The organism is Actinomadura sp. KC216, from assembly GCF_004348535.1.
GTDB lineage: Bacteria > Actinomycetota > Actinomycetes > Streptosporangiales > Streptosporangiaceae > Spirillospora.
Genome location: NZ_SMJX01000107.1, coordinates 1 through 24963, shown reverse-complemented (window position 1 = coordinate 24963; position 24963 = coordinate 1). Strand labels below are relative to the sequence as shown.

Genomic DNA, 24963 nt, shown 5'->3' with positions numbered 1-24963 from the left:
CATCACCCCTCGCCTCCCAGAAAACTGACCGAGACCAGAACGGAGAAACCGCATGGATTCGGTTACGATCATCGTCGCCGCGCTGGGCGCGGGCGCCGCAGCAGGCCTCAGCGACACCACGGCCACCGCCGTCAAAGACGCCTACACCCAGCTAAAAGAATTGGTCGCAGCGCGGATGGCCGGGAGCAACGCGGCTGAGGTCGCGCTTGCCGGATACCAGAACGACCCAGACACCTGGGAGGCGCCGCTCACCAAGGCGTTGCTCGAGATGGGCACGGGCGCCGATACCGAACTTCTGGAAGCCGCTCAGACGGTCCTGCGACTTCTCGGCCGGCAGCCGACGTCCAAGTACCGCACCACGGTGCATGACTCGTACGCCTTCCAGATCGGCGACCACGGAGAACAGGTCAACCACTTCGGGCAGTGACCTCTTACGCCCACTCCCGCGTCGAGCACCGCCTACCCCGTCCGAGCCGGGGTTCGCGTCGAGTCAGCGTCATCCGGCCTCGGATGCCGCACGCGGTCAGCGCACCGCCGAGCAGCAGTGCCGCCAGGATGCGGCGTCGCGGATGGTGCATCGCGTCTCCAGAGGGTGATCCGTGATCCGGAGGATGGATCCGGGGACAAGAGCGCGGGGTGTCTCCGCAGGTTATGCGAGACGTCCAGCGCGGCCAGCTCCCGCGCGGTCGCGGGGCTGAGCAGCGAGGCGTGGATGAGGTGGTGGCGGGCGGGCCACGGGTCGGCCTTGTGCGCCGCCTGGTACGCGCGGGCGACCGCGTCGCAGGCGCGGTCGCCGGTGGCGTGCACGCCGATCCGGAAGCGGTGCCGGTGCAGCAGCTCCACCATCTCGGCCAGCTCGGCGGCGGGGTCGTCGGCGGCGATGACCGCGTGCCCGCAGCCGCCGCCGCGCAAAGGCTCGTCGAGCGAAGCTCGTCCGTTGAATGGCGGTGGGTGGGGGCTGGAGGACGGGGCGTACATCCAGGACGTGCGCAGCACCGGGATGCCGTCGGCGAACAGCTTCACCCCGGCGACGCGCAGCCCGTGGTCGCCGAGCCGCATCGCCTCGCGGATCGTGCCCGCGTGGTTGGCGTCGCCGGTGCCCGTCCAGTGCAGCAGGACGCCGAGCCGCAGCGGCAGCTCGCCGCGCATGCCCGCGTACCGGCCCAGCAGTTCCGGGGAGACCATCGGGTCGGTGACGCTGGTGACGCCGCGCCGGTTCAGCTCACCGGCCGCCGCCGCGATCGCCTCCCGCCAGGTCGCCTCGGCGGGCTCGGGCACGTGCCGGGCGACGAGGTGCGCGGCGGCCTCGACCAGGTAGCCGGTGGGCTCGCCGGTGCCCGGGTCGCGGACGATCCGGCCGCCGTCCGGGTCGGGGGTGTCGCGGGTGATCCCGGCCAGCTCCAGCGCCCGGGTGTTGACCCACGCGGCGTGCTCGGAGCGGTGCCGGCAGAACACCGGCACGTCGGGCGCGGCCCCGTCCAGGTCGTGCCGGTCCGGCAGCCGGTTCCCGGACGCGAACTCGGCGATGCCGGGCAGGGTCCAGCCCCGCCCGACCGCCCAGCGTCCGGGCGGGGTGCGCCGCGCCTGCGCCGCGACCGCGTCCCCGACCTGCGCGAGCGAGGTGAGGGGGCGCAGGTCGGCCTGGTAGGGCGGGCGGCTGATCGCCCACATCGCCAGGTGCAGGTGCGCGTCGTTGATCCCGGGGATCACGGTCCGGCCGCGCAGCGCGACGACGCGGGTGCCGGGCCCGCGCCAGGCGGCGATCTCGTCGTCGCCGCCGACCGCGAGGATCCGTCAGCCCCCGGCCGCCAGCGCGGTGGCCGCGGGGTGGGCGGGGTCGAGCGTGTACACGACCCCGCCGGTCAGGATCAGCTCGGCGGCCGTCATGCCGCGCCTCGCACGCGCCCCGTCCGGGCCGAGCCGCTCCAGCACGCCGCGCAGCGCCTCGGCGATCTCCCCAGCTCGGGCCGCCCGTGCCCCACCTGGGCGAGCCACAGCCCGCCGGTGGCGTCCAGGTACTCGCGGCCGTCGGCGTCGCGGAGGCGGCAGCCGTCCCCGGACACCATGACGAGGCGCTCGTCGACGGTGCCGGGCAGGTTGGGGTGGAGGATCGAGCGCCGGTCAAGCTCGGCGAGGTGGGCTGTGCTGCGGATCGGCATGGGCGGCTCCTGCTCTGCGCGGATGGTCGGACGTCCTGGCTGCTGCCGGACGCCTGAACCGCACCATGCGGCCGAGCCTCGCCCTCCCTCCGGTCATGCCGGGTCTCGCCCCATGTCGTGCGCGCGGATGCGGTCGAGGAGGGCGAACAGGGTCTTCCATTCCTCCGGTTCCAGCGCCGTGTCGAGCCGCTGGTACACCTCGGCGATGAGCGGCTCCGCCTCGTCCAGCAGCGCGCGCGCCTTGCCGGTCAGCCAGACGTGCACGCGGCGCCGGTCCTCCTCGGAACGGCGCCGCTCGACAAGGCCGTCGCGGGCGAGCCGGTCGACCACGCCCACCACGACGGGCCGGTCGAGCAGCACCCCTTCGGCGACGCCCGAGATCGTCCGGCCGTCCTCGTCCCGCAGCACCCGCAGGACCCGCCACTGCGGCGAGGTCAGCCCGAACCGCCCGTAGACCGCGCGGAAGCGCGGGGCGATGGAAAGCTGGGTGCGGAGCAGGTCCGTCTGCAGCGAGTCCGCGTAGCGCGGCATCCCACCGCCGGCCTGCTCCGGGGACGCATTAGATGTCACAGTCATGATTGTGATGTTAACTAATTTGGCGTGTCGAGCATCACATTGAACTCGTCCGGCCACTCACCGCACACGCCCGGGACCCCCGCGGGCGACGCAGGCCGGCCCCAGCGCAGGGCCCCTCCAGGAGCGTGCGCAGGCCAGGCGGGGCGGCCGAATCGGCGGTGGCGCCGGGGCGGGAATCCCAGGAGTGATCAACGCTTCCCAACCGCACCAATCTCTAAATGATCTTCACGGTTAATCTACGAAAATCTCACCCTGCCGCCATACCGGCGGAACCGGCGATCAGTAGCCGACGACACCTGTCGTACTTACGTCGGGCCGTGCCGATCCCCCTCCGTCACGGCAAGAATGACGCTGAGTAAACATCAGCGAACGTATCGTGACCCGCCAATGGGGTGCGCGCAGACTGCGGAGCGTAGGCCAACAGGGTCCTCTGCCCACCATTCCCTCATGATCTACATGGGAGGACTGTCCTCTTCGCGTCAGACACTCCTCTTGTTGACGCAAACCTTAGATGGTAGATTACCCAATCAGTGACAGAGGGTGAATATGGGGGCTCGTTAATGGTCACGCTGCGCAACAATGCATTGGGCTTGTCGGGGTTGACAAACGTCGTGCAGGACGTTATCAAGCTGCCAATGCTCCAGCCAGGGACCGCTCCATAGGCTACGGCAGGGGTCCTTCACAGACCTGCCAGCGCTACCGCATGCCCTTCACCTCGCCCTGAACGCCACGACGAAGGCAACCACCCGTTCCGGTCAACGAAAGTGGAGTCATGGTGCACATACTGACTAATGACGAGCGACGAAAGGTTCACCACCCGCAAGAAGCAGAACATGAGGTAACCGTCCACGTGCGGAATGAGATGATCCGCGCGGGCCTGACCACCATGTTCTCTTCCTTATCCAGAGTGGCCACCGTTCACTCATTCGATGCGGCGCGGGGAGGATTGCATCGTATCACCGACAGTTTGGTAAGGGTACTGGTTCTGTCCTGTACCGATGAGCAGGAGAGCGAACACGCCCGGCAGGAGAACAGAGAACTCGCCATGAAGGCGGCGAGCAACGGAATCAAAGTGCTCTATCTGCTCGACTGCACCGACCATGCGGTCATCACCGAGGCCACCACATTGCCCGCCGACGGTTTCCTGCTGCAGCGCGAGCTGACGGTCGACGCGCTGGAGGACGCCCTGGTCAGGCTTTCTCAGGGGCAGATGCCCATTCCCTCCTCTTTGGCCCGCGGGCTGCTCTCCCAGGTACGCAACCACAACTCGGAGAACCGGAGCCGCCCCGTCCTGTTGACGCCTCGCGAGCACCAGGCGCTGACGCTGCTGGCGGAGGGTTTGAGCAACAAGCAGATCGCGCGCCGGCTGGGCATCTCCGAGCACGGGGCGAAGCGGCACGTCGCCAACGTCCTCGCCAAGATGAACTGCCCCAACCGCACGCTGGCGGTGGCCATGGCCCTCCGCGACGGGCTGCTGACCGAGAACCTGCCGGGCATCTAGTGACAGGTGCCCACCCAGGCAGGTAGATCCGCGCGGATACTCGTCCGCTCGGTCGAGGCTCCCCCGCGGACGCCGTCGCCGACGAAACTCCAGGTCATGGATGTTCGTGAGGAAGACACTCGCCGCGCCATCGACGTGGCAGGCTGGTCCTTCGGAATCGATACACGTGGCACCGGCCCGCCCGTCATCCTGATGCACGGCCTGCTCACCGACAGCCGGGTCTGGGACCCGATCACCCGGGTCCTTGAGCGGAGCCACACCGTCATCTCCGTCGACGCCCCCGGCCACGGACACTCGCCCGCGCGGACGTCGCCGTTCACCCTCGAAGAAGAGGCCGACGCTCTGGCGGCTCTGGCCAAAGAACTCACCAATGGTGAGCCCGCCATCTGGATCGGCCATTCAATGGGCGGGATGAAGGCGATGCGCGTCGCCCTCGCTCACTCGTCCCTTGCCCGCGCGCTCGTCCTGATCTCCACCCAGCCCTACGTGGAGCCCGTGCACAGCGCGGCACCGTTCGAGGCGCTGGTCGAGACCATGAAGAGCGACGGGATGACCAGGGATCTCGCGGATGTGATCGCCCGGCTGAATTTCCACCGGAGCTTCCTGGGAACGCCGGTCGCCCAGTCCTGGATCGAGCATTTCTCCACACTCGACGGTCATGAAGTAGAGCACACCTGCCACGCCGTGTACCGGCGTGGAGACATCTCCGAACGGCTCGGCGAGATCACGGTTCCGTGCTTGGTGATACACGGCTCGGACGACGTTCCTATTCGGGTCCGGGTCGTCCACGCCTACACCGAGCTGCTCCCGGACGTCCGGCTCGTCGAACTACCGGAAACCGGTCACACACCAATCTGCGAACACCCAGCGAAGGTAGCGGAAATCATCGGCGAGTTCCTGCGATCCCTGCCGCGTTGACCGACCGTGGTATCCGTCCAGCCGTTGACGAAAGACCGCCGGCGGCCCGAGACCCGAGGACATGAGATGACCGTAGACAGCACCGATATCCAGCGGCTCAAGGAGGCGGTGGCGACGAAACCCGTCGGTGACCTCCAGTCATGGGCGGCCACCGAGGAAGGCGGGATCGACGAGCTTCTCCGTAAGATCTTCGACGCCATCCCGACCATGTTCCTGCCGGAGAAGGCCGCACGGGAGAAGCTGTCGGTCCTCCAGTACGAGATCACCACGCCCGATGGGCCGCGGAAATACTTCATCAAGGTGGAGAACGGCACGTGTGAATCCGGTGAAGGAAGCGCGAACGATCCGACGGCGAGCCTGACGGTCGACTTCCCGGACTTCCTGCGGATCATCACCGGAAATCTCGCCGGCATGCAGGCCTATCTGTCCGGGAAGCTGAAAATCACCGGGGACACCTTGTTCGTCAACCGGTTCGAGGGATGGTTCAAGCGCCCTTGAAGCCAAGGACGAGGGCCGTCCGGCCGGCAGGGGCAAGGGCGCGCAGACCCCTGACCGGCCCGGCCGGACGGCCCTCGGGCGTCAGGAGGACTCCGCGAGCCGCGCCATGGTGTCCACGATGAGCAGCTCCTGGTCCATCACGACCGCCGCCACCGCGCCGCCCGCCGCCGCCATGATGACCTGGCTGGGCGGGAACGGCCACGACTCCAGGCGCGCCATGTCGCCGACCGCGAACGCACCCGGCACCGTGGTCTGGTAGAAGTCGTTGATCTTCACCGCGCCGTCCGGAAGGATCTCGCAGCCGAGGTTCTCGGCCAGCGGGCTCTGCTGCCGCAGGGGGGCACGGACGAAGATCCCGCCCCGCTCCAGCTTCTCGCCCGAGGCGAACACCAGCGACTTAACCTGCCCGTCCTGGCTCTCCACTCGGCTGACGGGCTCCTCGTTGAGTCCGATGCCGTGCATCTTGAGCACCGCACGGTTCTCCTCGTCGATGTCCGCCGGGCCGTTGGTGCACACCACGATGTCGTCGCTGAAGCGGGTGATGTGCACGGCGGTGGTCACCACCCGGGGGTCGCTGCCCAGCACCGCCAGCGGACGGTCCCGCATCTCGTACCCGTGGCAGTACGGGCAGTGCACGACCGTCCGGCCCCAGCATTCGCGCAGGCCGTCGACCTCGGGAAGCTGATCCCACTGTCCGGTGGCCAGCAGGAGCCGCCGGGACTCCTCCCGGGTGCCGTCGGCGAAGGAGACCTCGAACACCTCGCCGTTCTTGACGACCGTGCTGACCTCGACGTCCCGGATCTCCGTCGTCGGGTAGGACAGGACCTCTTCACGGCCGATCCGCCGTACCTCGCTGGGCGGCAGCCCGTCCCGGGTCAGGAAACCGTGCATGTGCTCCGCGGGGCCATTGCGCGGATGCCCGGAGTCGGCCAGGAGCACCTTGCGCCGGACACGTCCCAGGGTGAGGGCGGCGTTGAGCCCTCCCGGCCCGCCACCGATAATGACCACGTCATACACGATCGATTCTCCTCCAAGCGCACTTTCGGGTGTCGTTGCCACTGACTCTCCACAATGCGGACATCACGCCCCGGACGGAAGAGCCGTTCGCAGCGGCATCTTGATCACCGTCCAGAGTAGTCACCGATCGGTCACCCATACCGTTCGTTCCGATGGAGCCCGGGTGAACCGGAAGTCCGCCATCTGTGGCCTTCGCACCAATTTGCGGTATCGGGCGGTCCGATATGGCCAGTTGTTGACCACCGTGCCCGCCGCATTCTTGAACCAGTTGGTGCAGTCCGCGGTCCACACGGTCGAGCCCATTCCCGCCTCCACCAGGCGGACCCACTCCTCCAGGGCCTCCGGACGCGCCTCCAGCGTACCTCCGCCGTTCGCGGCCATCTCCCGCAGGCAGGCGGTGATATAGCCGGCCTGGGCTTCGAGCACATAGATGATCGAATTGTGCCCGAGATTGGTGTTCGGCCCGTACATGAAGAAGAGGTTGGGGAAGTTCGGGGCGGCCATCCCGAGGTAGGCGCGTGCGCCCTTCTCCCACTGGCCGGACAGGGTGCGCTCATCGCGCCCGATGACCTCGAGCGGCTCCAGGAACTCGGTGCTGTGGAAACCGGTGGCGTACACGATCGTGTCCACCGTGCGCAGCTCTCCGTCGCTCTGAATGCCCTCCGGCGTCACCTGGACGATCTTCTCCGTGACGACCTCGACGTTGTCCCGTGCCAACGCGGGGTAGTAGTCGCTGCTGATGACGATCCGCTTGCATCCGATCGGATAGTCGGGCAGGAGCCGTTCCCTGAGTTCGGGGTCGGGGACCTGCTTGTTCAGGTGCGAGACCGCCATCTTCCGGAGGAACCGCGCGGTCCAGCCCTGGTGCAGCGCGGGAAGCAGCAGCCGCTCGGCGCGCCACGAAAGGACGGACCGGTAAAGGTCGTGCGTGAACGGCAGGGAGCGGAAGGCCAGCGAGAAGCCGCGGCCGAACTCCAGCGGCGACTTGGCGAGGACCCAGGTCGGGGAGCGCTGGAAGGCGTACAGGCGGCGGACCCGCGGGGCGATGGCGGGGATGAGCTGCGCCGCGCTCGAGCCGTTGCCGATGACGGCGACGTCGCGTCCCGTCACGTCGAGGTCGCCGGGCCAGCGGGAGGAGTGGAAGGACAGGCCCGCGAAATCGTCCCGCCCTGGGATGTCCGGGTACCGCGGCCTGCTCAGCTGGCCGACCGCGCTGATCACCACGTCGGCGACGTGCTCGTCGCCGCCGGTCGTCCACAGCCGCCACTGCCCGGCGGGCTCGTCGAAGCGCAGCCGCGCGATCTCGGTGTTGAGCCGCAGGTGCGGCCCGAGGCCGTGCCGGTCCACGCAACGGCGCAGGTAGTCGAGCGTGTAGGCCTGATCGGGGAACCGTTTCCCGGGCTCGCGGTACTTCTCGAAGGAGTAGGAGTACAGGTGGGCGGGGATGTCGCAGCCGGCGCCCGGGTAGACGTTGTCGTGCCACACCCCGCCCACGCCCGCGGACCGGTCGAAGATCTCGAACGAGTCGCACCCGGCCTCCTTGAGCCGGATCCCCATGCACAGGCCGCCGAAGCCCGCACCGATGATCGCCACTTTGGGTTTGGGACCATGCCATGCCGCGACCATTGAGGGCTTCACTCCGCCGGCTTGCGGTACACCGTCACGTGGGACTCGCTTTCAGCGGTGAACTCCGCGCCGCTCCAGTCGGCGGAACGCGACTCGATCACCAGGCCGGCGTTCAACGCCATGAGGTCGAACTCGCTCGGCCAGACATAGCGGTACTTCACATCGTAGGTTCGCTCGCCGTCGCCGCTTTCCAGGGTGTAGCGCGGCCACATCAGCTGGGCGACCTTGTCGTGCTGGCGCATTCCGAGGTAGAGGACGCCTTCGTCCCTGCGCGCGACCTCCATCCGCTCCCCGGTGGTCGCGCCGAAGTCGTACAGGCCGGGGTTGGGGATGAACGCCTGCACGACGAAGGCGCCTCCCGGCCGCAGCCGCTTCGCCACATTGGTGAAGCAGCGCAGCTGCTCCTCCTGGGACGGCAGCAGCAGGAAGGTGTTGAACACCACGAAGACGACCTCGTACGTGCCGGGCACGTCCACGTCGGCCATGTCTCCGGCGACCACGGTGATCCTGTCGCCACCGGGCCTGGCCTTGAGCAGGTCGATCATCTTCTGGGACGCCTCGATGCCCGTGACCTGCAGCCCGTTCGCGGCCAGGGGCAGTGCGACACGGCCGCTTCCGATGCCCAGTTCGAGGAGCGGCTCCCCCTCTCCCCTACCGCGACGTGCGAGTTCACCGAGGAATTTCGCGGCCAGCTCGGCGTCGCCCTCGTCCTGCAGCCGGACCACCCAGTCGTCGTACACATCCGCCAGCCGGTCGCCATAGTCCGCCGGGCCGAACCGATCCTCTTCCGTCATGCCCCCAATGCAAGTCCACCGCCGTCGCCGATCACGAGATGCGTCCGAGGGGGCTGATGAGGCTGCCCATAAGGCCACCCGAACATGAGTGCCTCTTCGTCCCGGTTGACGGCGGACATGCCTTTGGCCGGACCCTTGCACCATGACGGACTCACTCACTGCCGCCTCGCCGGAGACCGAAGCCCGGTTGATGGCGTTCTTCGACCCGGCCAACCGCGCGGACCCCTACCCGATCCTGAACGCGCTCCGCGAAGCGTCGCCCTTCACCTGGATGGACGGCGGGCTCGTGGTCCTTGGGCGGCACCGGCACGTGGTGGAGGTGCTGAAGCACCCCGACGCCAGCGTGGATCGCACCAAGTCGCGGCTCGGCGACCCGGAGGCGATCAAGTCCCGGGGGAAGGTCCTGTCGTTCCTCGACCCGCCCGACCACACCCGGGTCCGGCGCCTGGTCTCCAAGGCGTTCACCCCGCGGGTGATCAGCCGGATGGAACCCCGCGTTCACGAGATGGCCGACGAGCTGCTCACCGCCGTCCGCGACCGGGACCGCGGCGGGCTCGAGCTCATCGAGGACTTCGCCTACCCGCTGCCGATCCGGATGATCGCGGAGATGCTCGCGGTCCCGACCAAGGACCTGGACACCTTCATGGCCTGGTCGGACATCCTCGCCCAGGGGCTGGACCCGGCGGTGGCCGCGGAACGCACCGAAGAGGCCGTCGCCGAGGACCTCGCGACCCGCAAGGCGTTCAACGACTACTTCCGCCGGCAGATCGCGGAGCGGCGCAACAGCGACGCGGACGACCTGCTGACCCGGCTGGTCCAGATCGAGGAGTCCGGCGACCAGCTGTCCGAGGAGGAGCTCCTCAGCATCTGCGTGGTCCTGATGGTGGCCGGTCACGAGACGACCACCACCCTCATCGCCAACAGCCTGCTGGCGCTCCTGCGGCACCCCGATCAGCTCGCGGCCGCCCGGAAGGACCCGGCCCTCATGCCGTCAGTCGTCGAGGAGGTGCTGCGCTGGGATCCGCCGGTCCATCTCACGCACCGGGTCGCCAAGGCGACGATGGAGTTCGACGACCTCACCATTCCCGAGGGCACCGACATCCTTCTCCTGCTGTCGGCCGCCAACCGTGATCCCGATGTCTTCACCGACCCGGACCGGTTCGACATCGAGCGGTCGGAGCAGAGCCGGCTGGACCACCTGGCCTTCTCGATCGGCCCGCACTTCTGCTTCGGTGCCAGCATGGGGCGGATGGAGGCCCAGATCGCGGTGTCGGCCGTGCTCGACCGCTGCGCGGACCTGGCCGTGGATCGAGACGACCTCCCCTACCGGCCGCACGTCATCCTGCGCCGTCCGGAGCGCGTCGCGATGTCCTACTCCACGATGCGCTGACGCCTGCCGGCGCTCCACCGGCAGGCGGTCCGGGCCGGGCCCGATCGGGAATCGGGCTCATGACGGAGTGGACGGGAACGGCACACGGAGTTCCACGGCCTCGACGAGCCGCTGGAACTCCGGGCATTGGATGAAATCCTCGGCCGGGCAGTTCAGCACGTGCTCGATCAGCTCCTTGGCGGCCTCCGTCTGCGCGATGCGCTCCACGAGCCGGGCGTGGTGCTGCTGAAGCAGTTCTCGCCGCTGCTCGGGCTGGGGAGTGGCGAACATCTCCGCCAGCTGCCGCAGGCTGAAACCGGCCTCCTTGCCGCGCACGATCACCGCGACGCGGGCGACGTGTTCTTGCTGGTAGCGGCGTCGGCCGTTGACTCGCGCTGCGGGCTGCAGGAGCCCTGCGCTCTCCCAGTGCCGAAGCACATGCGGGGCGACACCGAAGCGCGCCGCGAGCTCACCGATGGTCATACCGCCGCCTGTCTCACTTGACTTCACGTGAACATTAACTTGCACAGTGGTGAGTGTCGTCAAGTTCACCGCCCGGCACGCCGAGGCCGCGGTCCGTCAACGGCGGTGCGTACGCCAGCACGAGGAGCCGACCAGCATGACAACCACATCCCCCGCCCCGACGACCTCGGGGTGGTCCGGGAAGAGCAACGTCCCCTTGGCGTCCATCGGCCTGGCCTTGGGCGTGTTGCTCTCCGTTCTCGACCAGACCATCGTCGCCATCGCCCTTCCCGCGATCTCCGCCGACCTGAAGAACTTCGATTCGATCAGCTGGATCGTCACCGCCTACGTGCTCGCGTCGACCGCCACGGGCACCCTCTACGGGCGGCTCAGTGACCGGTTCGGGCGCAGGAACACGTTCATCGTCGCCATGGCCCTCTTCACCGTGGCCTCGGCCCTGTGCGGGCAGGCGTCCTCGATGGGCGAGCTGATCTTCTATCGGGCCGTTCAGGGCATCGGCGCGGGCGCGCTGTTCGCCATCCCGACGATCGCGCTGGCCGAGCTCTTCCCCGAGCATCTGCGCGGCCGCGTGATCGGGCTGCTCGGCGCGATCTTCGCCCTCGCCACGCTCGGCGGCCCGCTGGTCGGCGGGGTCATCACCGACACGGCCGGGTGGCGGTGGATCTTCTACATCAACCTGCCGCTGGGCATCCTGTCCATCGTCCTGGTGGCCGTGGCGGTGCGGATCCCCCGCACGGACGCCCGGGCCAGGATCGACATCCTCGGCTCCGCCCTGCTGGCGAGCGCGGTGGTGGCGATCATGCTCGTGGCGGAGTGGGGCGGCCGGGAGTACTCCTGGACGTCCGGGCTCGTCCTCGGCCTGACCGCCGCCTCGGTCGCGCTGTTCGGGCTCTTCGGCTGGTGGGAGTCGCGGGCCACCAACCCCCTGCTGCCGCTGAGGCTCCTGACCAACTCCGTGATGCGCATCGTGCTGCCGGTGACGGTGCTGCTCGGCGCGCTGCTCTACAGCATGGTGGTGTTCCTGCCCACCTACTTCCAGGCCGCTCATGGCATGTCGCCCATCGAGGCCGGCCTGGCGCTCAACCCCTGCGTCGCGGCCTTCGTCATCGCCTCCGCGCTGTCGGGCTGGCGGGCCAGTTCGACGGGCCGGTACAAGCGCTACCTCGTCGCCGGCGGCGGGATCATCGTGATCGGCTTCACGCTGTTCGCGCAGATCGAGGCCGACAGCAGCTACTTCATGGTCACCGTGTACAGCACGATCGCCGGTATCGGCGTCGGGTTCCTCCTGCAGCTGCTCGTCGTCGTCGCGCAGAACGCGGTCGAGCCCGGGCTGCTCTCGGCGGCCAGCTCGGCGGTGCTGTCCATCCGCGGGCTCGGCATGGCGCTCGGTGTCGGGTTCTTCGCGAACATCCTCATCCGCCAGCTGGACGGCAAGCCCCCCACAGCCGACAACCTGTCCGTGACGATCCCCGACACCTTCGTCTACGGCATTCCGCTCGCGGTCCTGCTGTTCGTTCTCACGCTCGCGATTCCGGGGCGTTCCGCCTCGGGCGAGCAGCCCGCCGCACGGGGCAAGGAAGCAGAAGCCACGAATTGAGAAATCGAGAGGGAGAAGACCCATGGGGGAACGCATCTTCGGCAATGGCGCCGGATTAGCGCACCGGTTGATCCACCGGATCGGCCATCACCTCGGCCACTCGCGCCATCGTGGGGAGTCCGGCGCAGGTCACAAGACCGAGGCGGGACAACAGACCGGGGCGGGCGACGAGAGCTGGAACGGCGACCGGTACGACCGCGTCTCGGCCCGGCTGCTGCGGCCGCTGTACCGCAAGGTCTCCAGCGAGGTGGCGGCGGCGGCCCCGTCGGGGGCGACCGTTCTGGACGTGGGCGCGGGCACCGGCCGGCTGCTCCTGTCGCTGACCCGCCGGCGTCCGGATCTGAAACTGCTCGGCGTCGACATCTCACCCGAGATGGTGCGGGTCGCCACCCGTAACGCCCAGTATTCGGACGTCATCATCGAGCAAGGTGATATCAGGCGGCTGCCGCATGCCGACAACAGCGTCGACTTCGTGATCTCGACGTTGAGCATGCATCACTGGGAGTCGGTGCGACCGGCGGTGGCCGAGCTGGCACGCGTGCTGCGCCCGGGTGGCGAGCTGTGGATCTATGACTTCCGGTTCGTGTCCGCCCAGCGCCTGAAGGACGCGGTGAGGGAAGAGGCGCGCTTCGCCGACCGGGCCGTGGAACGCGTGCCGGTCCGGATATGGCGGCTGCCGATCACTCCGATCGTCCGCTTCAGCCTCACGGCCTCCCGGCCGGCCACCCTCGGCAACCTCGTGGAGTGATCGAGGGCGAGGGCGGGCCGGCCGGCGAGGGGCTCGGGAACGCTCGGCTCGGCGGGGGTGCGGCGACCCCCGCTCAGTCGCAGTGCGCGTCGGCCACGGAGAGGGCGTCGTCCAGCATCTCGAGCCCCTTGCGCGCGTCCTCCTCGCTGATGTTGCAGGGCGGAGCGATGTGGATCCGGTTCAGGTACGTGAAGGGCCAGACACCGCGGCCGAGGAAGGTCAGCAGGAGCTCGATGGCCACCGGGGTGAGCCGGCCGGCGGAGTCGAGGGGAATCAGCATCTCCTTCGTCTCCTTGTTCTTGACCAGTTCGATGCCCCAGAACGCGCCGATCCCGCGGACGTCGCCGACGCTGGGATGCCTTTCGGCGATCTCCGCCAGCCCCGGCCCGAGGATGTTCTCGCCCAGCCAGGCCGCGTGCTCGACGATCCCCTCCTCTTTCATGACGTTGATCGTGGCGACGGCGGCGGCGGTGGCCAGCGGGTGTCCTGAGTAGGTGGTGCCCGCCGGGTAGGGCGTCTCCCGGAACGTCTCCACGATGTCCGCGGAGATGATCACGCCGCCGAGCGGGACGTAGCCGGAGTTGACCCCCTTGGCGAAGGCGATCAGGTCGGGGCGGACGCCCCAGTGGTCCGCGGCGAACCAGCGTCCGGTACGGCCGAAACCGACCATCACCTCGTCGAGGATCAGCATGATGCCGTACCGGTCGCACAGCGCGCGCACCCCGGCGAGGTAGCCGTCCGGCGGGACCAGGACACCGCCGGAGGTGCCGGCGACCGTTTCGAGGACGATCGCGGCGATGGTGTTCGCGCCCTCCAGGATGATCGTCTGCTCCAGATGCGCCAGCGCCCGGTCGCATTCCTCCCGGTCATTCGCCGCATTGAACGCGGTCCGGTATCGGTACGGGCTGAAGAAATGCACGACCCCGGCGGAACCGGTGTCGTTGCGCCAGCGGCGCGGATCACCGCTCAGGTGAATCGCCGTCGTCGTCGCACCGTGGAAGGAATGGTAGGCGGCGAGGAGCTTGTGGCGTCCCGTGTGCAGGCGGGCCATCCGGGCCGCGTGCTCGATGGACTCGCCACCGCCATTGTTGAACAGGACGTGGTCCATGCCTTCCGGGGCGATCTCGGTGATCAGCCGGGCGGCCTCCGAGCGCGACTCGGTGGCGAAGTACGGGGCGACGACACAGAGCCGGTCCGCCTGTTTCTTGATGGCTTCGACGACCTTGGGGTGCTGGTGTCCGATGTTGGTGTAGACGAGCTGCGAGCAGAAATCGAGGTAGCGGTTGCCTTCGAAATCCCAGAACCAGGAACCCTCGGCTCCGGCCACAGGCAGTGGATGGACCGCGCCCTGGGCCACCCAGGGGTGGAAGACGTGCGCGCGGTCTCCCGCGAAGACGGACTGGCCGAGCTCGGGGTCGGCCACCGGGTTCAGTTCGCTCATGCCGCCAACCTACGGCCTGCCCATGGCACTCGACAGTTCCGAGTGACCTGACCGGTCGGGCACCGCCAAGGGGGGCGTGAGCCGTCAGGCGGCCTCGTCCTGCGCGGCGAACCACCGTTCGAATTTCGCGAAGTAGAGCATGTTCCCCGACATCTCTATGTCGCCCGCGACGAAGGCGCGAATGATGTCCAGCTCGCCGGTCACCAGACGCAGGAACACCGCCAGATCGAGGGAAACGCTCAGGTCGACGGGCCCAGCGTCCCCATCTCCCCGCCCGATATCGCACTTCTCTTCAGCCACGACCACGGAGTAGGACCGGACCGTCCCGGCGTGCACAATGTCGTAGCGGAACCGCCCTTCCTGGCCAATGGCCGCCGCCGGCCGGAAAATGCTCCGCATCCCCTCGAATATGTCGTCCAGCAGCCCGTCCACCCCGCCCGGATGCTGGTCGATCATGTCCGTCACCTGCGGATCGCTCGTCATGCGCTCCTCCTTCGCCAGGCGGCCACTATCGCGCGCTCCCACCGGCTGCGGGAACACCCATCGGGGCGTACGTGCGCGTGGTCCGGACTGCCAAACCGGGCCATCCGATTGAGCTCTCCTTTCAGGTCTTCGTCGGCGCCCCGGGGCCCGCTTAGCTGGGCCGAGGACGGCCGGTGCGCGGATGCCCGGTGCTCCGGGCCCTATCCCGACCAGCGGAGGTCGCATGTACGACGTCATCGTTGTCGGAGCTCGCTGTGCCGGCTCACCGACCGCCATGCTCTTGGCCCGGGCCGGCTACCGCGTCCTCCTGCTGGATCGAGCCGGGTTTCCCAGTGACCGGATCTCCACGCACTACGTCCAGCCCGCCGGGCTCGCCCGGCTCCGGCGCTGGGGCCTGCTCGATGACCTCATCGCCACCGGATGCCCGCCGATCTCGCGTGCCCGCTGGTGGTTCGGGGACGTCAGCGTCCAGGGGTTCACCCCGCCGCTCGACGGCATCGACGTCGCCTACGGCCCGCGGCGCACCGTCCTGGACGCCCTGCTCGTCAACGCGGCGCGGGAGGCCGGCGTCGAGGTGTGGGAGAAGTCGACCGTCCACGATCTGGTGATGGAGGACGGCCGCGTCATCGGCGTGCGCTGTTCCCGGAACGGCGGCCCCGACCAGACCCTGACCGCGGCGGTCGTCGTCGGGGCGGACGGCCGCAACTCGCTGGTCGCGCGCAGGGTCGGCGCGGCCGAGTACCGGCGCCGCCCGGCGCTCACCGTCGTCTACTACGCCTACTGGCGCGGCCTGCGCCGCAGCCACGAGATCAACGAGGTCTACCTGCACGGCGAGGCGCAGATCGGCATGATCCCGACGCACGACGACGCGATCCTGATCCAGGCCGCGCGGCCGAGCTCGTGGTACGACACCTACCGGCGCGACATCCGGGGGCACTATCACCGCGCCATCGAGGTCGCCGCCCCCGACCTCGCCCGCGAGCTGGCCTCGGACGGGGAACAGGTCGGGCGGTTCGCGGGAACCGGCGCGCTGGAGAACTTCTACCGCGTCCCCTACGGCCCCGGCTGGGCGCTGGTCGGCGACGCCGGATTCCACAAGGACCCGCTGACGGGACAGGGCATCACCGACGCGTGGCGGGACGCCGAACTGCTCGCCACCGCCTTGGACTCCCTGTTCTCCGGCCGCCAGTCCTGGGATTCGGCCCTCTCGGAATACCAGCTGGCGCGCGACGCCGCCTCGGAACTGATCTACGAGTTCACCTACGAGGCGGCGGGCCTGCAGATCGGGCCGCTCACCGACCACCTGCTCCGCGGCCTGGCCGCCGACCGGTCACAGGCCGACCGGTTCTTCGGGGTCCTCGCGGGCGCGGTCGATCCCATGGACTTCTTCTCGCCCGGCAACATCCGCCGGCTCCTGCGCGGCGCGATCGGCGAGACGGCCCTCGCGGGCGAACCGCGCTGATGAGGCCGCGCACCACCGCTCAGCCCTGCCCAACCGACAGGAGACCCCAGTGACCGAGCACGCCACCGGGGCCCCGGTACCCCGGCTCGACGACTTCGATCCCTTCACGCCCGCGTTCCGGGCCGATCCCTACCCCGCCTACCGCCGCATCCGCGAGATGGGCGGGCCCGTCCTGTGGGACTACCTCGAGTCCTACCTCGTCGCCCGGCACACCGACGTGACCTCGGTCCTCGCCGATCCGCGCATCCAGGTCGAGCCGGCGCCCGAGGTGGCCGAGCTGATGGCGGCGATGGTCCCCGAGTCGCTGGCGCCCATGCAACGCACCATGCTGTTCCGCGACCCGCCCGAGCACGGGCGGCTGCGCGGCCTGGTGCGCAAGGCCTTCACCGGTTCCGGCCTGCACAAGCCGCTGGCGGCGGGCCGTGAGACCGCGGCCAGGGCGCTCGCCCGGGCCACGGAAGAGGGCACGTTCGAGGTGGTGAGCCAGTTCGCGTTCCCCGTGTCGGTGCAGGTGATCGGCGACATCCTCGGGGTGCCGCGCGAGGACCTGGACGACCTGCGGGCCTGGGGGCAGGCGCTGTCGCCCGCCGCGGACATCCCGCCCGGCCCGGAGGCGCTGGACCTCGCCATCGACGCCTACGAGCGCTTCGACGACTACTTCGACCGGCTCGTCGCCGAACGCCGCCGCAACCCGCGGGAGGACCTGCTCACCGGCCTGATCCAGGCGCAGGAGCGGGGGCAGCTCACCCGGTCCGAGCTGCACGCGACGGCCACGCTGGTGTTCGTCTCGGGACACGAGACCCTGATGATCCTGATGTCCAACGCGGTCCTCACCCTGCTGCGCCATCCCGACCAGCTCGCGCTGCTGCGCCAGCGCCCGGAGCTGGCGGGGAACGCGGTCGAGGAGCTGCTGCGGTTCGAGAGCCCCCTGCAGCTGGCGACCGCGGGCGGGGGCCGGTGGGCACGCGAGGACATCGAGATCGGCGGGCGGGTCATTCCCGCCGGTAGCCGCATCCTGACGCTGATCGGCGCGGCCAACCGGGATCCCGCGGTGTATCCCGACCCCGATCGCTTCGATGTCGCCAGGACGGTCCAGCGCCCGCTGTCTCTCGGGCACGGGTTGCATTTCTGTGTGGGCGCCGTCCTCGCGAGGGCGGAGGGTCGCATGGCCATCGAGGAGCTCGCGCGGTGGGAGGCCGACCTCGAGCTCACCGAGGAGGAGCCGCAGTGGCTCCCGCTGTTCATCCAGCGCCGGCTGGGCGCGCTGCCGATCAAGGTCCGCGCCCGCTGACCCGGCCCCGCCGCTGACGGCCCCGCCGCTGACGGACCCGCCGCTGACGGACCCGCCGACGGGAGCCCTCGTCGGCGGGTCCGAGCTTGTTCGGCGCAGGACGCCGCAGGACGCCGGTCGGTCAGCGCAGGTCGGTCGGTCAGCGCAGGTCGGTTGGTCAGCGCACGACGTCGGTGAGGTCGCGGCGAGGGCTCGCGGCGGCGGGACGGGTCGGGTACCCGAGCCGGAAACAGGCGAGCCCCTCGCCACGGTCCCCGGTGATCTCTGCGAGCGCCTTGGTGAACCGGGGTTCGGCACCGGTCTGCCGCTCGCGATCGGACCGCACGAAGAACATGTTCAGATGGCCCAGCCCGAGCCCGCGCGCGGTGGCGAAGAGGTGGATCCGCTGCAGCAGCCGCCCGCCCTCGACACGGCAGGCGTTGTCGGCGGCGTCCGGAACGACGATCATCCCGTAGGCGGCCGCGGTGGCCGTGTGGACGTTGCGGGTCTGCCTCAGCCAGAACCGGTCGGCCGTGGACCGCGACTGGCGGGGCAGCATCTTCCCGATCGCGCTGATCGGCCGCGCCAGCCCCTGGGTGTCGATGATGTTGCCGTCCCGGTGCTGCTCGATCTCCCGCTTGCTCTTGCGGAACCAGACGTAGCCGTCCTTGGACTGCTCCTCGTCCTTGACGATCTCCTCGGTGGCGGCGATCAGCAGCGTCCCCACCTTCTTCCGGCCGGCGTCGTCGGCGAACAGCATCAGCGACGACGACTCCAGGTCGTCTCCGAGCCCCGCCATCTCCGTCAGGAGCGCGTCGGGGATGGGCCGCTTCTGGAAGGGGGCCCGGTTGGTACGGCGCAGGGGAATCGCCTGGTAAAGCTCGCCCTTGTCGGGGGTGCCTGAGCCGAGCACCACGGTGGCGGCGTGGCCGGGGTCTCCCGGCATCAGCGTCACCTTCGGCGCGTACCCGTTGGCGCGGGCCGCCAGGACGAGGTTCTCCAGCGCGCACCCCAGGCCGACGTAGAGCTCCCGGTGGAACGGGTCCAGCGCGCCCTCCTCGCGGGCCGGGTCGAGGAACACCTCGATCCGGTCCTCGGCCACCTCGAACTGCCACGCCTGGACGTTGCGCGGGTTGGCCGCCAGGATCGCGGCGGCCACCGCGGCCATCGGACCCTCGTGGTCGTTCCACTCACGCCAGGGGTCGAAGGCGGACCCCGTCTGCAGTCGCGATGTCGCGCTCATGTGACTCCCTTTCCAGACCGGCCTCGCATGAAGACAATCCGTCCGGGCCGGAGCGCGCCACCCCCATCGGAGCGCGCCACAGTGGTGCCCTTCCGGCCAGCCCCAACCGGCCACCGCTCCGGTGCCGAGCGATCCGTCGGGGTAGCCGAAGTGCCTGTCTCGCCGATGGTTCTCCGAACCGGGGGCGGGCGAGCAAGCTTCATCCATGGAGGCGCACCTGCTGCTCATGACGCTGGACGATCCGGCACCGTCGTGCGCCACGCCGGTGCTCGTGCTGTGGGACCTCGCCACGCTGCTCTACCCCACCGACGAGATCGACCGGCGGCTGCACCGGGACGCGGCCGAGCAGGTGCTCGGCAGGCCGTGCACGCCGGCACCGCCGGCCACGGATCTGACCGACCCCGAGCTCGCCAGAAGGACGCTGCTGCGGCAGGGCCTGTCGGCCACCCAGGCCGGGGCCCTCCTGCCCGCCGTGCTCGGCCGCCTCGCGGTCTGCCACCGTTCCCGCGGGCTCGCCCCCGCCCAGTGCCGCGCCCGCCCGGACACAGTCGCGGCGCTGCGCATGGCCACGGGTGCCACCGGCGCTGTGCACACGGTGCTGACCGGGACCATCCGGCCCAACGCTTTGCTGCGGTTGCGGGCGTCCGGCCTCACCGGCCTGGTCGACACCGGCGCGGGCGCGTACGGCTCGGACGACTGCCGGTGGGAGAGGCTCGTCTCGATCGCGGGCCGGCGGGCCTGGGCCCGCGACGGAAGGGAACCGCCCATGGTGGTCGTGACGTCACGGCCGCGGGTCGCCGAGCAGGCCCGGACCGCCGGGGCCAAGGTCATCCAGATCGCCGGTGACGGGCGGCACGGGCAGCACGGGCAGCGGGCCGGGTACCGCGGCCTCACGCTGCCCGACCTGCGGACCGCCGCCGAGGTTCTCGTCGAACTGCCCATGGATGAATGGTCACGCAATCTCGTCCCGCCCCGGTCCAACGCCGGCTGACGTGGGCGATCTACCAGAGAGGTAGCGATGAAACTAGGCGTTTCCCTTCCGACGGTCGGCCCAGTGGGCAGGCGCCGGTACCTTCTCCAGGTCGCGGAGGCGGCCGAACGGCTCGGGTTCGACTCGCTCTGGGTGAGCAGCCACGTCGCGTTGCCGAAGGACCGCCAGAGCACCTGCCTGTACCCGCGCGCCAAGACCGCGGACGCCTACAACTGGGGCGTCCCCTGGCTCGAGCCGCTCACCGTGATGGGCGTCGTCGCCGGAGTGACGGAGCGGATCAAGATCGGCACCCATGTGCTGGCGCTGCCCTACCGCAACCCCGTGATCCTGGCCACCGAGCTGGCGACCCTGGACCAGCTTTCGATGGGACGCGTCATCCTCGGCGCCGGAATCGGCTGGATGGACGAGGAGTTCGCGACGGTCGGCGTGCCGCGGACCCAGCGCGGAGCCCGCACCAACGAGTGCATCGAGGTGATGCGGACCCTCTGGGAGTCCAAGCGGCCGACGTCGTTCCACGGCAGGTTCTCGGACTTCACCGACATGTGGCTCGCCGCCCGCCCGCACACCCCGACGGGCCCGCCGATCTACGTCGGCGGCAACACCGAGCCGGCGCTGCGCCGCGTCGCCCGCTACGGCGAGGGCTGGCTCGCCCACGAGCTCTACCCGGACGAGGTCCGCGCCGGCCGCGAGAAGCTGCGCGCCTACGCCGAGGAGGCGGGCCGCGACCCCGATTCCATCGAGCTCACCGTACGGCGCGGGCTGGTCCCGCCGTTCCCCGTCATGGACTTCATGTCCGACCGCCTCAACATCACCGGCTCGCCGGAGCAGATCGCGGAGCAGCTCGACGAATACCGCCGGGAAGGCATCTCGCTCCTGGTGCTGGACCTGGTGATGCGCCCGGCCGAGATGGTCACGACGATGGAATGGCTGACCAAGGAGGTCACCCCCCTGCTGTCGTGAACGTCCTGGCGTGAACATGTTTCGGCTCCGGCGGTGAGGGAGGTTTCACCGCCGGAGCCGAAACGCGGGGTCACCGAGACTGCGGGGCCTCGGCCTCCAAGGACTCCTCTTCCCGCGGCGTCTCCCGGACTCTTCGGCGGGCCGCCGCAGCGTATTCGGTAAGGACGACGGCCAGCGCGATGACCGCCAGCCCGTACCATTCCATGTCGTGATAGAGCGCCTTCTGATATCCCTGTGAGTGGGCCCAGAAGTCCAGCCCGATCCCGGTGAGCTGGATCAGCGCGCCCACCAGCATGACAGCGGAACCCGGCAATAACCTGCCCGCGAGAAAAAGCCCGGCCAATCCGGTGATCGCGACGATCAACGCGCCGCTGTAGATACCGGAGTGAATCACCAGCAGCTTCCGGGGCGGCTCCACCACGAACGACAGGTTCTGCGCGTGCCAGTAATTGTCGAAGGCCTTGCCGCCCAGGAATATCACGATGCCCGTGTACATCGCCATGTGCAGCGTCTTCGGGTTTATCCACTCTTTCGGCAAGGTCATTCCCTCTCCCTGGCCTGTTCGGCCAGCGACCGGAGTTCATTTGTCATCGATGCGACCAGCGCGTCAATGGTGGCGCTGTCGTGCAGCCCGCTGCTGTAGCCGAAGTCCAAGGTCAGCCGGCCCGCGACGATGTAGCTGATGAGATCGATGACCCGGAACCGCCGCCCCGCCCTGCTCCGCTGCCGCCCGTACGACAGCCGCGGCACGCTCAGCAGGTCACTGCGCAGGAACAACTCGTCGATCTGGCCGATGTAGTTGAGCCCGACCTCCGCGCCCGGCATGGTGGCCAGCGCGGCGGCGCGGGGATCATCGGACAGATGGCGCAGCAGGCCGTACCCGGCGAACTGGCCGGGGACCTCGCGGAACTGCCGGGCGACGTCGTGCACCGTTTCGGTCACCGGCTCCGCCGGCTCGAACTCCACCAGGATCGGGGCGATCGTCGACAGCCGGCCGACCGTCCGGCTCACCCGGGCTCCGGGGATGGGGAGGTCGCGCCCGTGCCGCTCGAAGTCGACCAGGACGCGGCGTGGACCGTCTTCATCGGCCGCGTCCAGGGGGACCGCCCGCAAGAGGGCCGCGCACAGGACATCGGTCATCTCGACGCCGTAGGCGACCGTCACCTCGCGCAGCAGCGCCTCGGTCAGGTCGAGGTCCAGGCGGGCCGTGGTGGTCTGCAAGAAGGCCAGGTCGTTGGAGCCGGTGGGGTGGTCCCTCCGTACCGGGCTCGCCTTGGCGCGTTCTGGCCTGGTCCAGTAGTCCAGCTGGTCCAGGACGGCATCGGTGCGCGCATGCTCGCTGAGCAGCCGGGTCCATTCGGGGAAGGTCGTCGTCTTCGCCGGAAGGCGCGCTTCCTCGCCTTCGTGCAGCCGTTCATAGGCGAAGAGCAGGTCTTCGAGCGTGACGCGGGCGGAGTAATGGTCCACGACGAGCCAGTGGGCGAGGAAGAGAAGGCAGTGCGGCCGGTCTCCGAGGTCGAAGTAGGCGAGCCGCAGCATCGGGCCCTGGTCCAGGCTCAGGCTTTCCTGGAGGCGGTCGCTGATCTCGATGATCGCCTTTTTCTGGGTTTGCGTTTCCAGATTCGAGAGGTCGTGGACGCTGAACGGCAGCGGCTCGTCCGGCTCCATGGCCTCGATCCTGGCCTGCCAGCCGTCCGTTTCCCGGAATCGCAGGCGGAGCCCGTCATGATGCTCCAGCACGCGCCGCAGCGCCGCCTCTATGACATCGGGGTCGAGGGGGTGCTGGAGCGACAGCAGGAACGACGCGTCGTTCCAATGGTGGCGTCCGGGCAGATCATGCGAAAGGAACCAGAACTGCGAGGGCGTCATGCCCGTCGGACCGGACACCTGTCCCTGCTCCACGTCGGTGGCCACCGATTTCACCAGCGTCGCCTGCTCGGCGATGGTGGGGTTCTGGAAGATGTCGCGGAGTTCCAGGTGCAGGCCGGTGTCGTCGGCGGAGGAGGTGGCGCGCAGGGCGAGGAGGGAGTCGGCTCCTTGGTCGAAGAGGTTGTCGTGGACGGAGAGCGTCGGAGTGTTGAGAAGCTCGGACCAGATACGGGTAAGCGTGTGCTCGGTCGGATTGCGAGGCGGAGTGTGAGGGAGGGCCTCGTTGCCAGCGGCGTGCTGGGGGTCGGGCAGCGCGGACCGGTCGACCTTCCCGTTCGCGGTCAGCGGCAGCGCGTCGAGGGTGATGATCGTGCCGGGGACCATGTAGGCGGGCAGTTGTGTGCCCAGCCATTCGCGCAGGGCGGCCTGGTCGGGGGTGTGACCGTCTGCGGGCAGGACGTAGCCGATGAGGCGGCGGGTGCCGCGCGGGTCACCGTGCGCGGTGACGATCGCGGCCGCCAGCTCAGGGTGGGCGGCCAGGGTGGTCTCGATTTCGCCGAGCTCGATCCGGAACCCGCCGATCTTGACCTGGGTGTCCTCCCGGCCGAGGAACTCGATGGTGCCGTCGGGCCAGTACCGTCCCAGGTCACCGGTGCGGTAGAGCCGCTCCCCGGTCTCGGGGTGAGTGATGAACGCCGCGGCGGTCTTCTCCTCATCAGCCCAGTACCCCAGCGCGACGCCGGTGCCGCCGATGTACAACTCGCCCACCGCCCACGCCGGACGCGGGCGCAGCTCGGCGTCCAGCACCTGGACGCTCTGACCCCTGAGCGCACGCCCATAGGGGATCGAGGCCCACTCCTCCTGCACGGCTTCGATCGGGTAGAAGATCGACCAGATCGAGGCCTCGGTGGCCCCACCCAGACTGATCACTTGTAGCCCCGCCACCACGTCGCGGGCCCGGTCGGGCAGCGACAGCGGAATCCAGTCGCCGCTGAGCATCGCCAACCGCAACGACCCCAGCGCCCCGCCACCCTCGTGGGCGGCCTGCTCCACCGCCAGCTCGAACAGCGCCGGAACCGAGTTCCACACCGTCACACCGTGACGGTCGATCAGCTCCACCCAATGGCCCGGTTCACGCTCGGTGCCCGGGTCGGGCATCACCAGCGCCGCTCCCGCGGCAAGCGTGCCGAACACGTCCCACACCGACAGGTCGAAGCTCAGCGAGGACACGGCCAAGACCCGATCGTCCGGCCCCAGCCCGAATCGCTCGTTGACGTCGGTGACGGTGTTGACCGCACCGCGATGGTCGATCATCACGCCCTTGGGCTCACCCGTCGACCCGGACGTGAAGATCACGTAGGCCAGATCGTCCGGCTCCTGCACCACCGGCAGCGGCCCCTCGGACGCCGCCGTCCATCCCGCGCAGTCATCGACCGGCAGGACCGTGACCTGGTCGGGCCACTCCAGCCGGTCGGCCACGGCCTGCTGGGTCAGGACCACTCGGACTCCGGTGCGCTCCAGCAGGCGTGCCCGTCGCGCCGCCGGCAATCCCGGGTCGATCGGGACATAGGCCGCCCCGGACGCCAGGGTTCCGTGTACTGCGGCGACTTGTTCCCAGCCCTTGTCCATGCAGACCGCGACGAGTTCACCCGGCCGCACGTCCAAGTCGCGCAGACGCCAGCCGATCCGCCGCGACCGCGCCACCAGCTCGCCGTAAGTCAACTCGCCCGAGGACCACACCACCGCGGCACGCTCCGGCCAGCGAGCCGCCGCGCGCTCCACGCCCTCATGCAAAAGCCCCTCGCCAGGTGACACCTCACCCGTGGTCAGGGCGGCCACCTGCTCCGCATCATCAGCGGACTCGACCAGGGGGGTGCGGGCTAGCAGGCCCGGGCGTTGCCATGCTTCGGGGTCGTCGGCCAGGCGCTCGACTAGCTCCTGGTAGGTGGTGAAGGCCT

Annotated in this window: 23 protein-coding genes; 11 read left to right on the top strand and 12 right to left on the bottom strand. The window is 69.3% G+C overall.

Annotated elements, in window-relative coordinates; genetic code table 11:
* The first annotated feature begins 52 nt into the window (after window positions 1-52).
* Window positions 53-427: a hypothetical protein gene (locus E1264_RS20010; RefSeq protein WP_132175696.1), complete on the top strand. Its 375-nt coding sequence runs from the start codon at window positions 53-55 to the stop codon at window positions 425-427.
* 32 nt (window positions 428-459) lie between these two features.
* On the opposite strand, the gene E1264_RS20005 is transcribed toward E1264_RS20010, so the two are convergent.
* From E1264_RS20005 to E1264_RS19995, 3 genes are all read right to left on the bottom strand, one after another.
* On the bottom strand, window positions 460-1725 hold the full coding sequence (locus E1264_RS20005; RefSeq protein WP_279491032.1) for an amidohydrolase family protein: 1266 nt from the start codon (window positions 1723-1725) through the stop codon (window positions 460-462).
* A gap of 158 nt (window positions 1726-1883) precedes the next feature.
* On the bottom strand, window positions 1884-2159 hold the full coding sequence (locus E1264_RS20000; protein WP_132175692.1) for an aminotransferase class III-fold pyridoxal phosphate-dependent enzyme: 276 nt from the start codon (window positions 2157-2159) through the stop codon (window positions 1884-1886).
* 93 nt (window positions 2160-2252) lie between these two features.
* Window positions 2253-2735: a MarR family transcriptional regulator gene (locus E1264_RS19995; RefSeq protein ID WP_132175690.1), complete on the bottom strand. Its 483-nt coding sequence runs from the start codon at window positions 2733-2735 to the stop codon at window positions 2253-2255.
* A 772-nt stretch (window positions 2736-3507) separates the two neighbouring features.
* Between E1264_RS19995 and E1264_RS19990 the strand changes: the two genes are divergently transcribed.
* The 3 genes from E1264_RS19990 (at window position 3508) to E1264_RS19980 (ending at window position 5652) form a co-directional block, all read left to right on the top strand.
* Entirely contained in the window at window positions 3508-4236 is a 729-nt protein-coding gene (locus E1264_RS19990) for a response regulator transcription factor (protein WP_207936033.1), read from the top strand.
* A gap of 96 nt (window positions 4237-4332) precedes the next feature.
* Window positions 4333-5154 carry an alpha/beta hydrolase gene (locus E1264_RS19985; protein ID WP_132175688.1) on the top strand — a complete coding sequence of 274 codons (822 nt, stop codon included), beginning with the start codon at window positions 4333-4335 and terminating at the stop codon, window positions 5152-5154.
* 66 nt (window positions 5155-5220) lie between these two features.
* A complete protein-coding gene (locus E1264_RS19980) occupies window positions 5221-5652 on the top strand; it encodes an SCP2 sterol-binding domain-containing protein (protein ID WP_132175686.1) in 432 nt (143 codons plus the stop codon).
* Window positions 5653-5733: 81 nt separating this feature from the next.
* Here the strand turns inward: E1264_RS19980 and E1264_RS19975 are convergent, their stop codons facing one another.
* The 3 genes from E1264_RS19975 to E1264_RS19965 form a co-directional block, all read right to left on the bottom strand.
* The gene (locus E1264_RS19975; RefSeq protein WP_207936032.1) at window positions 5734-6660 is read right to left on the bottom strand and encodes an NAD(P)/FAD-dependent oxidoreductase; all 927 of its coding nucleotides are present in this window, start codon (window positions 6658-6660) and stop codon (window positions 5734-5736) included.
* A 129-nt stretch (window positions 6661-6789) separates the two neighbouring features.
* Window positions 6790-8262 (bottom strand): NAD(P)/FAD-dependent oxidoreductase, encoded by a 1473-nt coding sequence (locus E1264_RS19970; RefSeq protein ID WP_243711044.1) that lies wholly within the window; start codon window positions 8260-8262, stop codon window positions 6790-6792.
* Window positions 8263-8303: 41 nt separating this feature from the next.
* On the bottom strand, window positions 8304-9089 hold the full coding sequence (locus tag E1264_RS19965; protein ID WP_132175680.1) for a class I SAM-dependent methyltransferase: 786 nt from the start codon (window positions 9087-9089) through the stop codon (window positions 8304-8306).
* Between the two features lie 142 nt (window positions 9090-9231).
* On the opposite strand from E1264_RS19965, the gene E1264_RS19960 reads away from it, so the two are divergent.
* On the top strand, window positions 9232-10479 hold the full coding sequence (locus E1264_RS19960; RefSeq protein WP_132175678.1) for a cytochrome P450: 1248 nt from the start codon (window positions 9232-9234) through the stop codon (window positions 10477-10479).
* A gap of 57 nt (window positions 10480-10536) precedes the next feature.
* Here E1264_RS19960 and E1264_RS19955 read toward each other — a convergent pair whose 3' ends face one another.
* The gene (locus tag E1264_RS19955; protein ID WP_132175676.1) at window positions 10537-10941 is read right to left on the bottom strand and encodes a MerR family transcriptional regulator; all 405 of its coding nucleotides are present in this window, start codon (window positions 10939-10941) and stop codon (window positions 10537-10539) included.
* Window positions 10942-11077: 136 nt separating this feature from the next.
* On the opposite strand from E1264_RS19955, the gene E1264_RS19950 reads away from it, so the two are divergent.
* Together E1264_RS19950 and E1264_RS19945 are read left to right on the top strand one after the other, a co-directional pair.
* A complete protein-coding gene (locus E1264_RS19950) occupies window positions 11078-12538 on the top strand; it encodes an MDR family MFS transporter (protein WP_132175674.1) in 1461 nt (486 codons plus the stop codon).
* A gap of 22 nt (window positions 12539-12560) precedes the next feature.
* Entirely contained in the window at window positions 12561-13286 is a 726-nt protein-coding gene (locus E1264_RS19945; protein WP_132175672.1) for a class I SAM-dependent methyltransferase, read from the top strand.
* Between the two features lie 73 nt (window positions 13287-13359).
* Here the strand turns inward: E1264_RS19945 and E1264_RS19940 are convergent, their stop codons facing one another.
* Together E1264_RS19940 and E1264_RS43500 are read right to left on the bottom strand one after the other, a co-directional pair.
* A complete protein-coding gene (locus tag E1264_RS19940) occupies window positions 13360-14727 on the bottom strand; it encodes an aspartate aminotransferase family protein (RefSeq protein ID WP_132175670.1) in 1368 nt (455 codons plus the stop codon).
* An 84-nt stretch (window positions 14728-14811) separates the two neighbouring features.
* On the bottom strand, window positions 14812-15210 hold the full coding sequence (locus E1264_RS43500; protein WP_165964263.1) for an SCP2 sterol-binding domain-containing protein: 399 nt from the start codon (window positions 15208-15210) through the stop codon (window positions 14812-14814).
* A 181-nt stretch (window positions 15211-15391) separates the two neighbouring features.
* Here E1264_RS43500 and E1264_RS19930 point away from each other — a divergent pair, with 181 nt between their 5' ends.
* Window positions 15392-16672, top strand: coding sequence for an NAD(P)/FAD-dependent oxidoreductase (locus E1264_RS19930; protein WP_132175666.1), 1281 nt, complete (start codon window positions 15392-15394; stop codon window positions 16670-16672).
* A gap of 49 nt (window positions 16673-16721) precedes the next feature.
* Window positions 16722-17963, top strand: a complete 1242-nt coding sequence (locus E1264_RS45985) for a cytochrome P450 (protein ID WP_132175664.1) — start codon at window positions 16722-16724, stop codon at window positions 17961-17963.
* 157 nt (window positions 17964-18120) lie between these two features.
* Here the strand turns inward: E1264_RS45985 and E1264_RS19920 are convergent, their stop codons facing one another.
* On the bottom strand, window positions 18121-19185 hold the full coding sequence (locus E1264_RS19920; RefSeq protein ID WP_132175662.1) for a hypothetical protein: 1065 nt from the start codon (window positions 19183-19185) through the stop codon (window positions 18121-18123).
* A 205-nt stretch (window positions 19186-19390) separates the two neighbouring features.
* Between E1264_RS19920 and E1264_RS19915 the strand changes: the two genes are divergently transcribed.
* Complete coding sequence (locus E1264_RS19915) at window positions 19391-20176, top strand: hypothetical protein (protein WP_132175660.1); 786 nt, start codon at window positions 19391-19393, stop codon at window positions 20174-20176.
* Window positions 20177-20203: 27 nt separating this feature from the next.
* Window positions 20204-21136, top strand: a complete 933-nt coding sequence (locus E1264_RS19910) for an LLM class F420-dependent oxidoreductase (RefSeq protein WP_132175658.1) — start codon at window positions 20204-20206, stop codon at window positions 21134-21136.
* 70 nt (window positions 21137-21206) lie between these two features.
* Here E1264_RS19910 and E1264_RS19905 read toward each other — a convergent pair whose 3' ends face one another.
* Window positions 21207-21680: a hypothetical protein gene (locus E1264_RS19905; protein ID WP_132175656.1), complete on the bottom strand. Its 474-nt coding sequence runs from the start codon at window positions 21678-21680 to the stop codon at window positions 21207-21209.
* On the bottom strand, window positions 21677-24963 hold a 3287-nt coding region (locus tag E1264_RS19900), incomplete at its 5' end, for a non-ribosomal peptide synthetase (protein ID WP_132175654.1). The genes E1264_RS19905 and E1264_RS19900, both read right to left, overlap by 4 nt.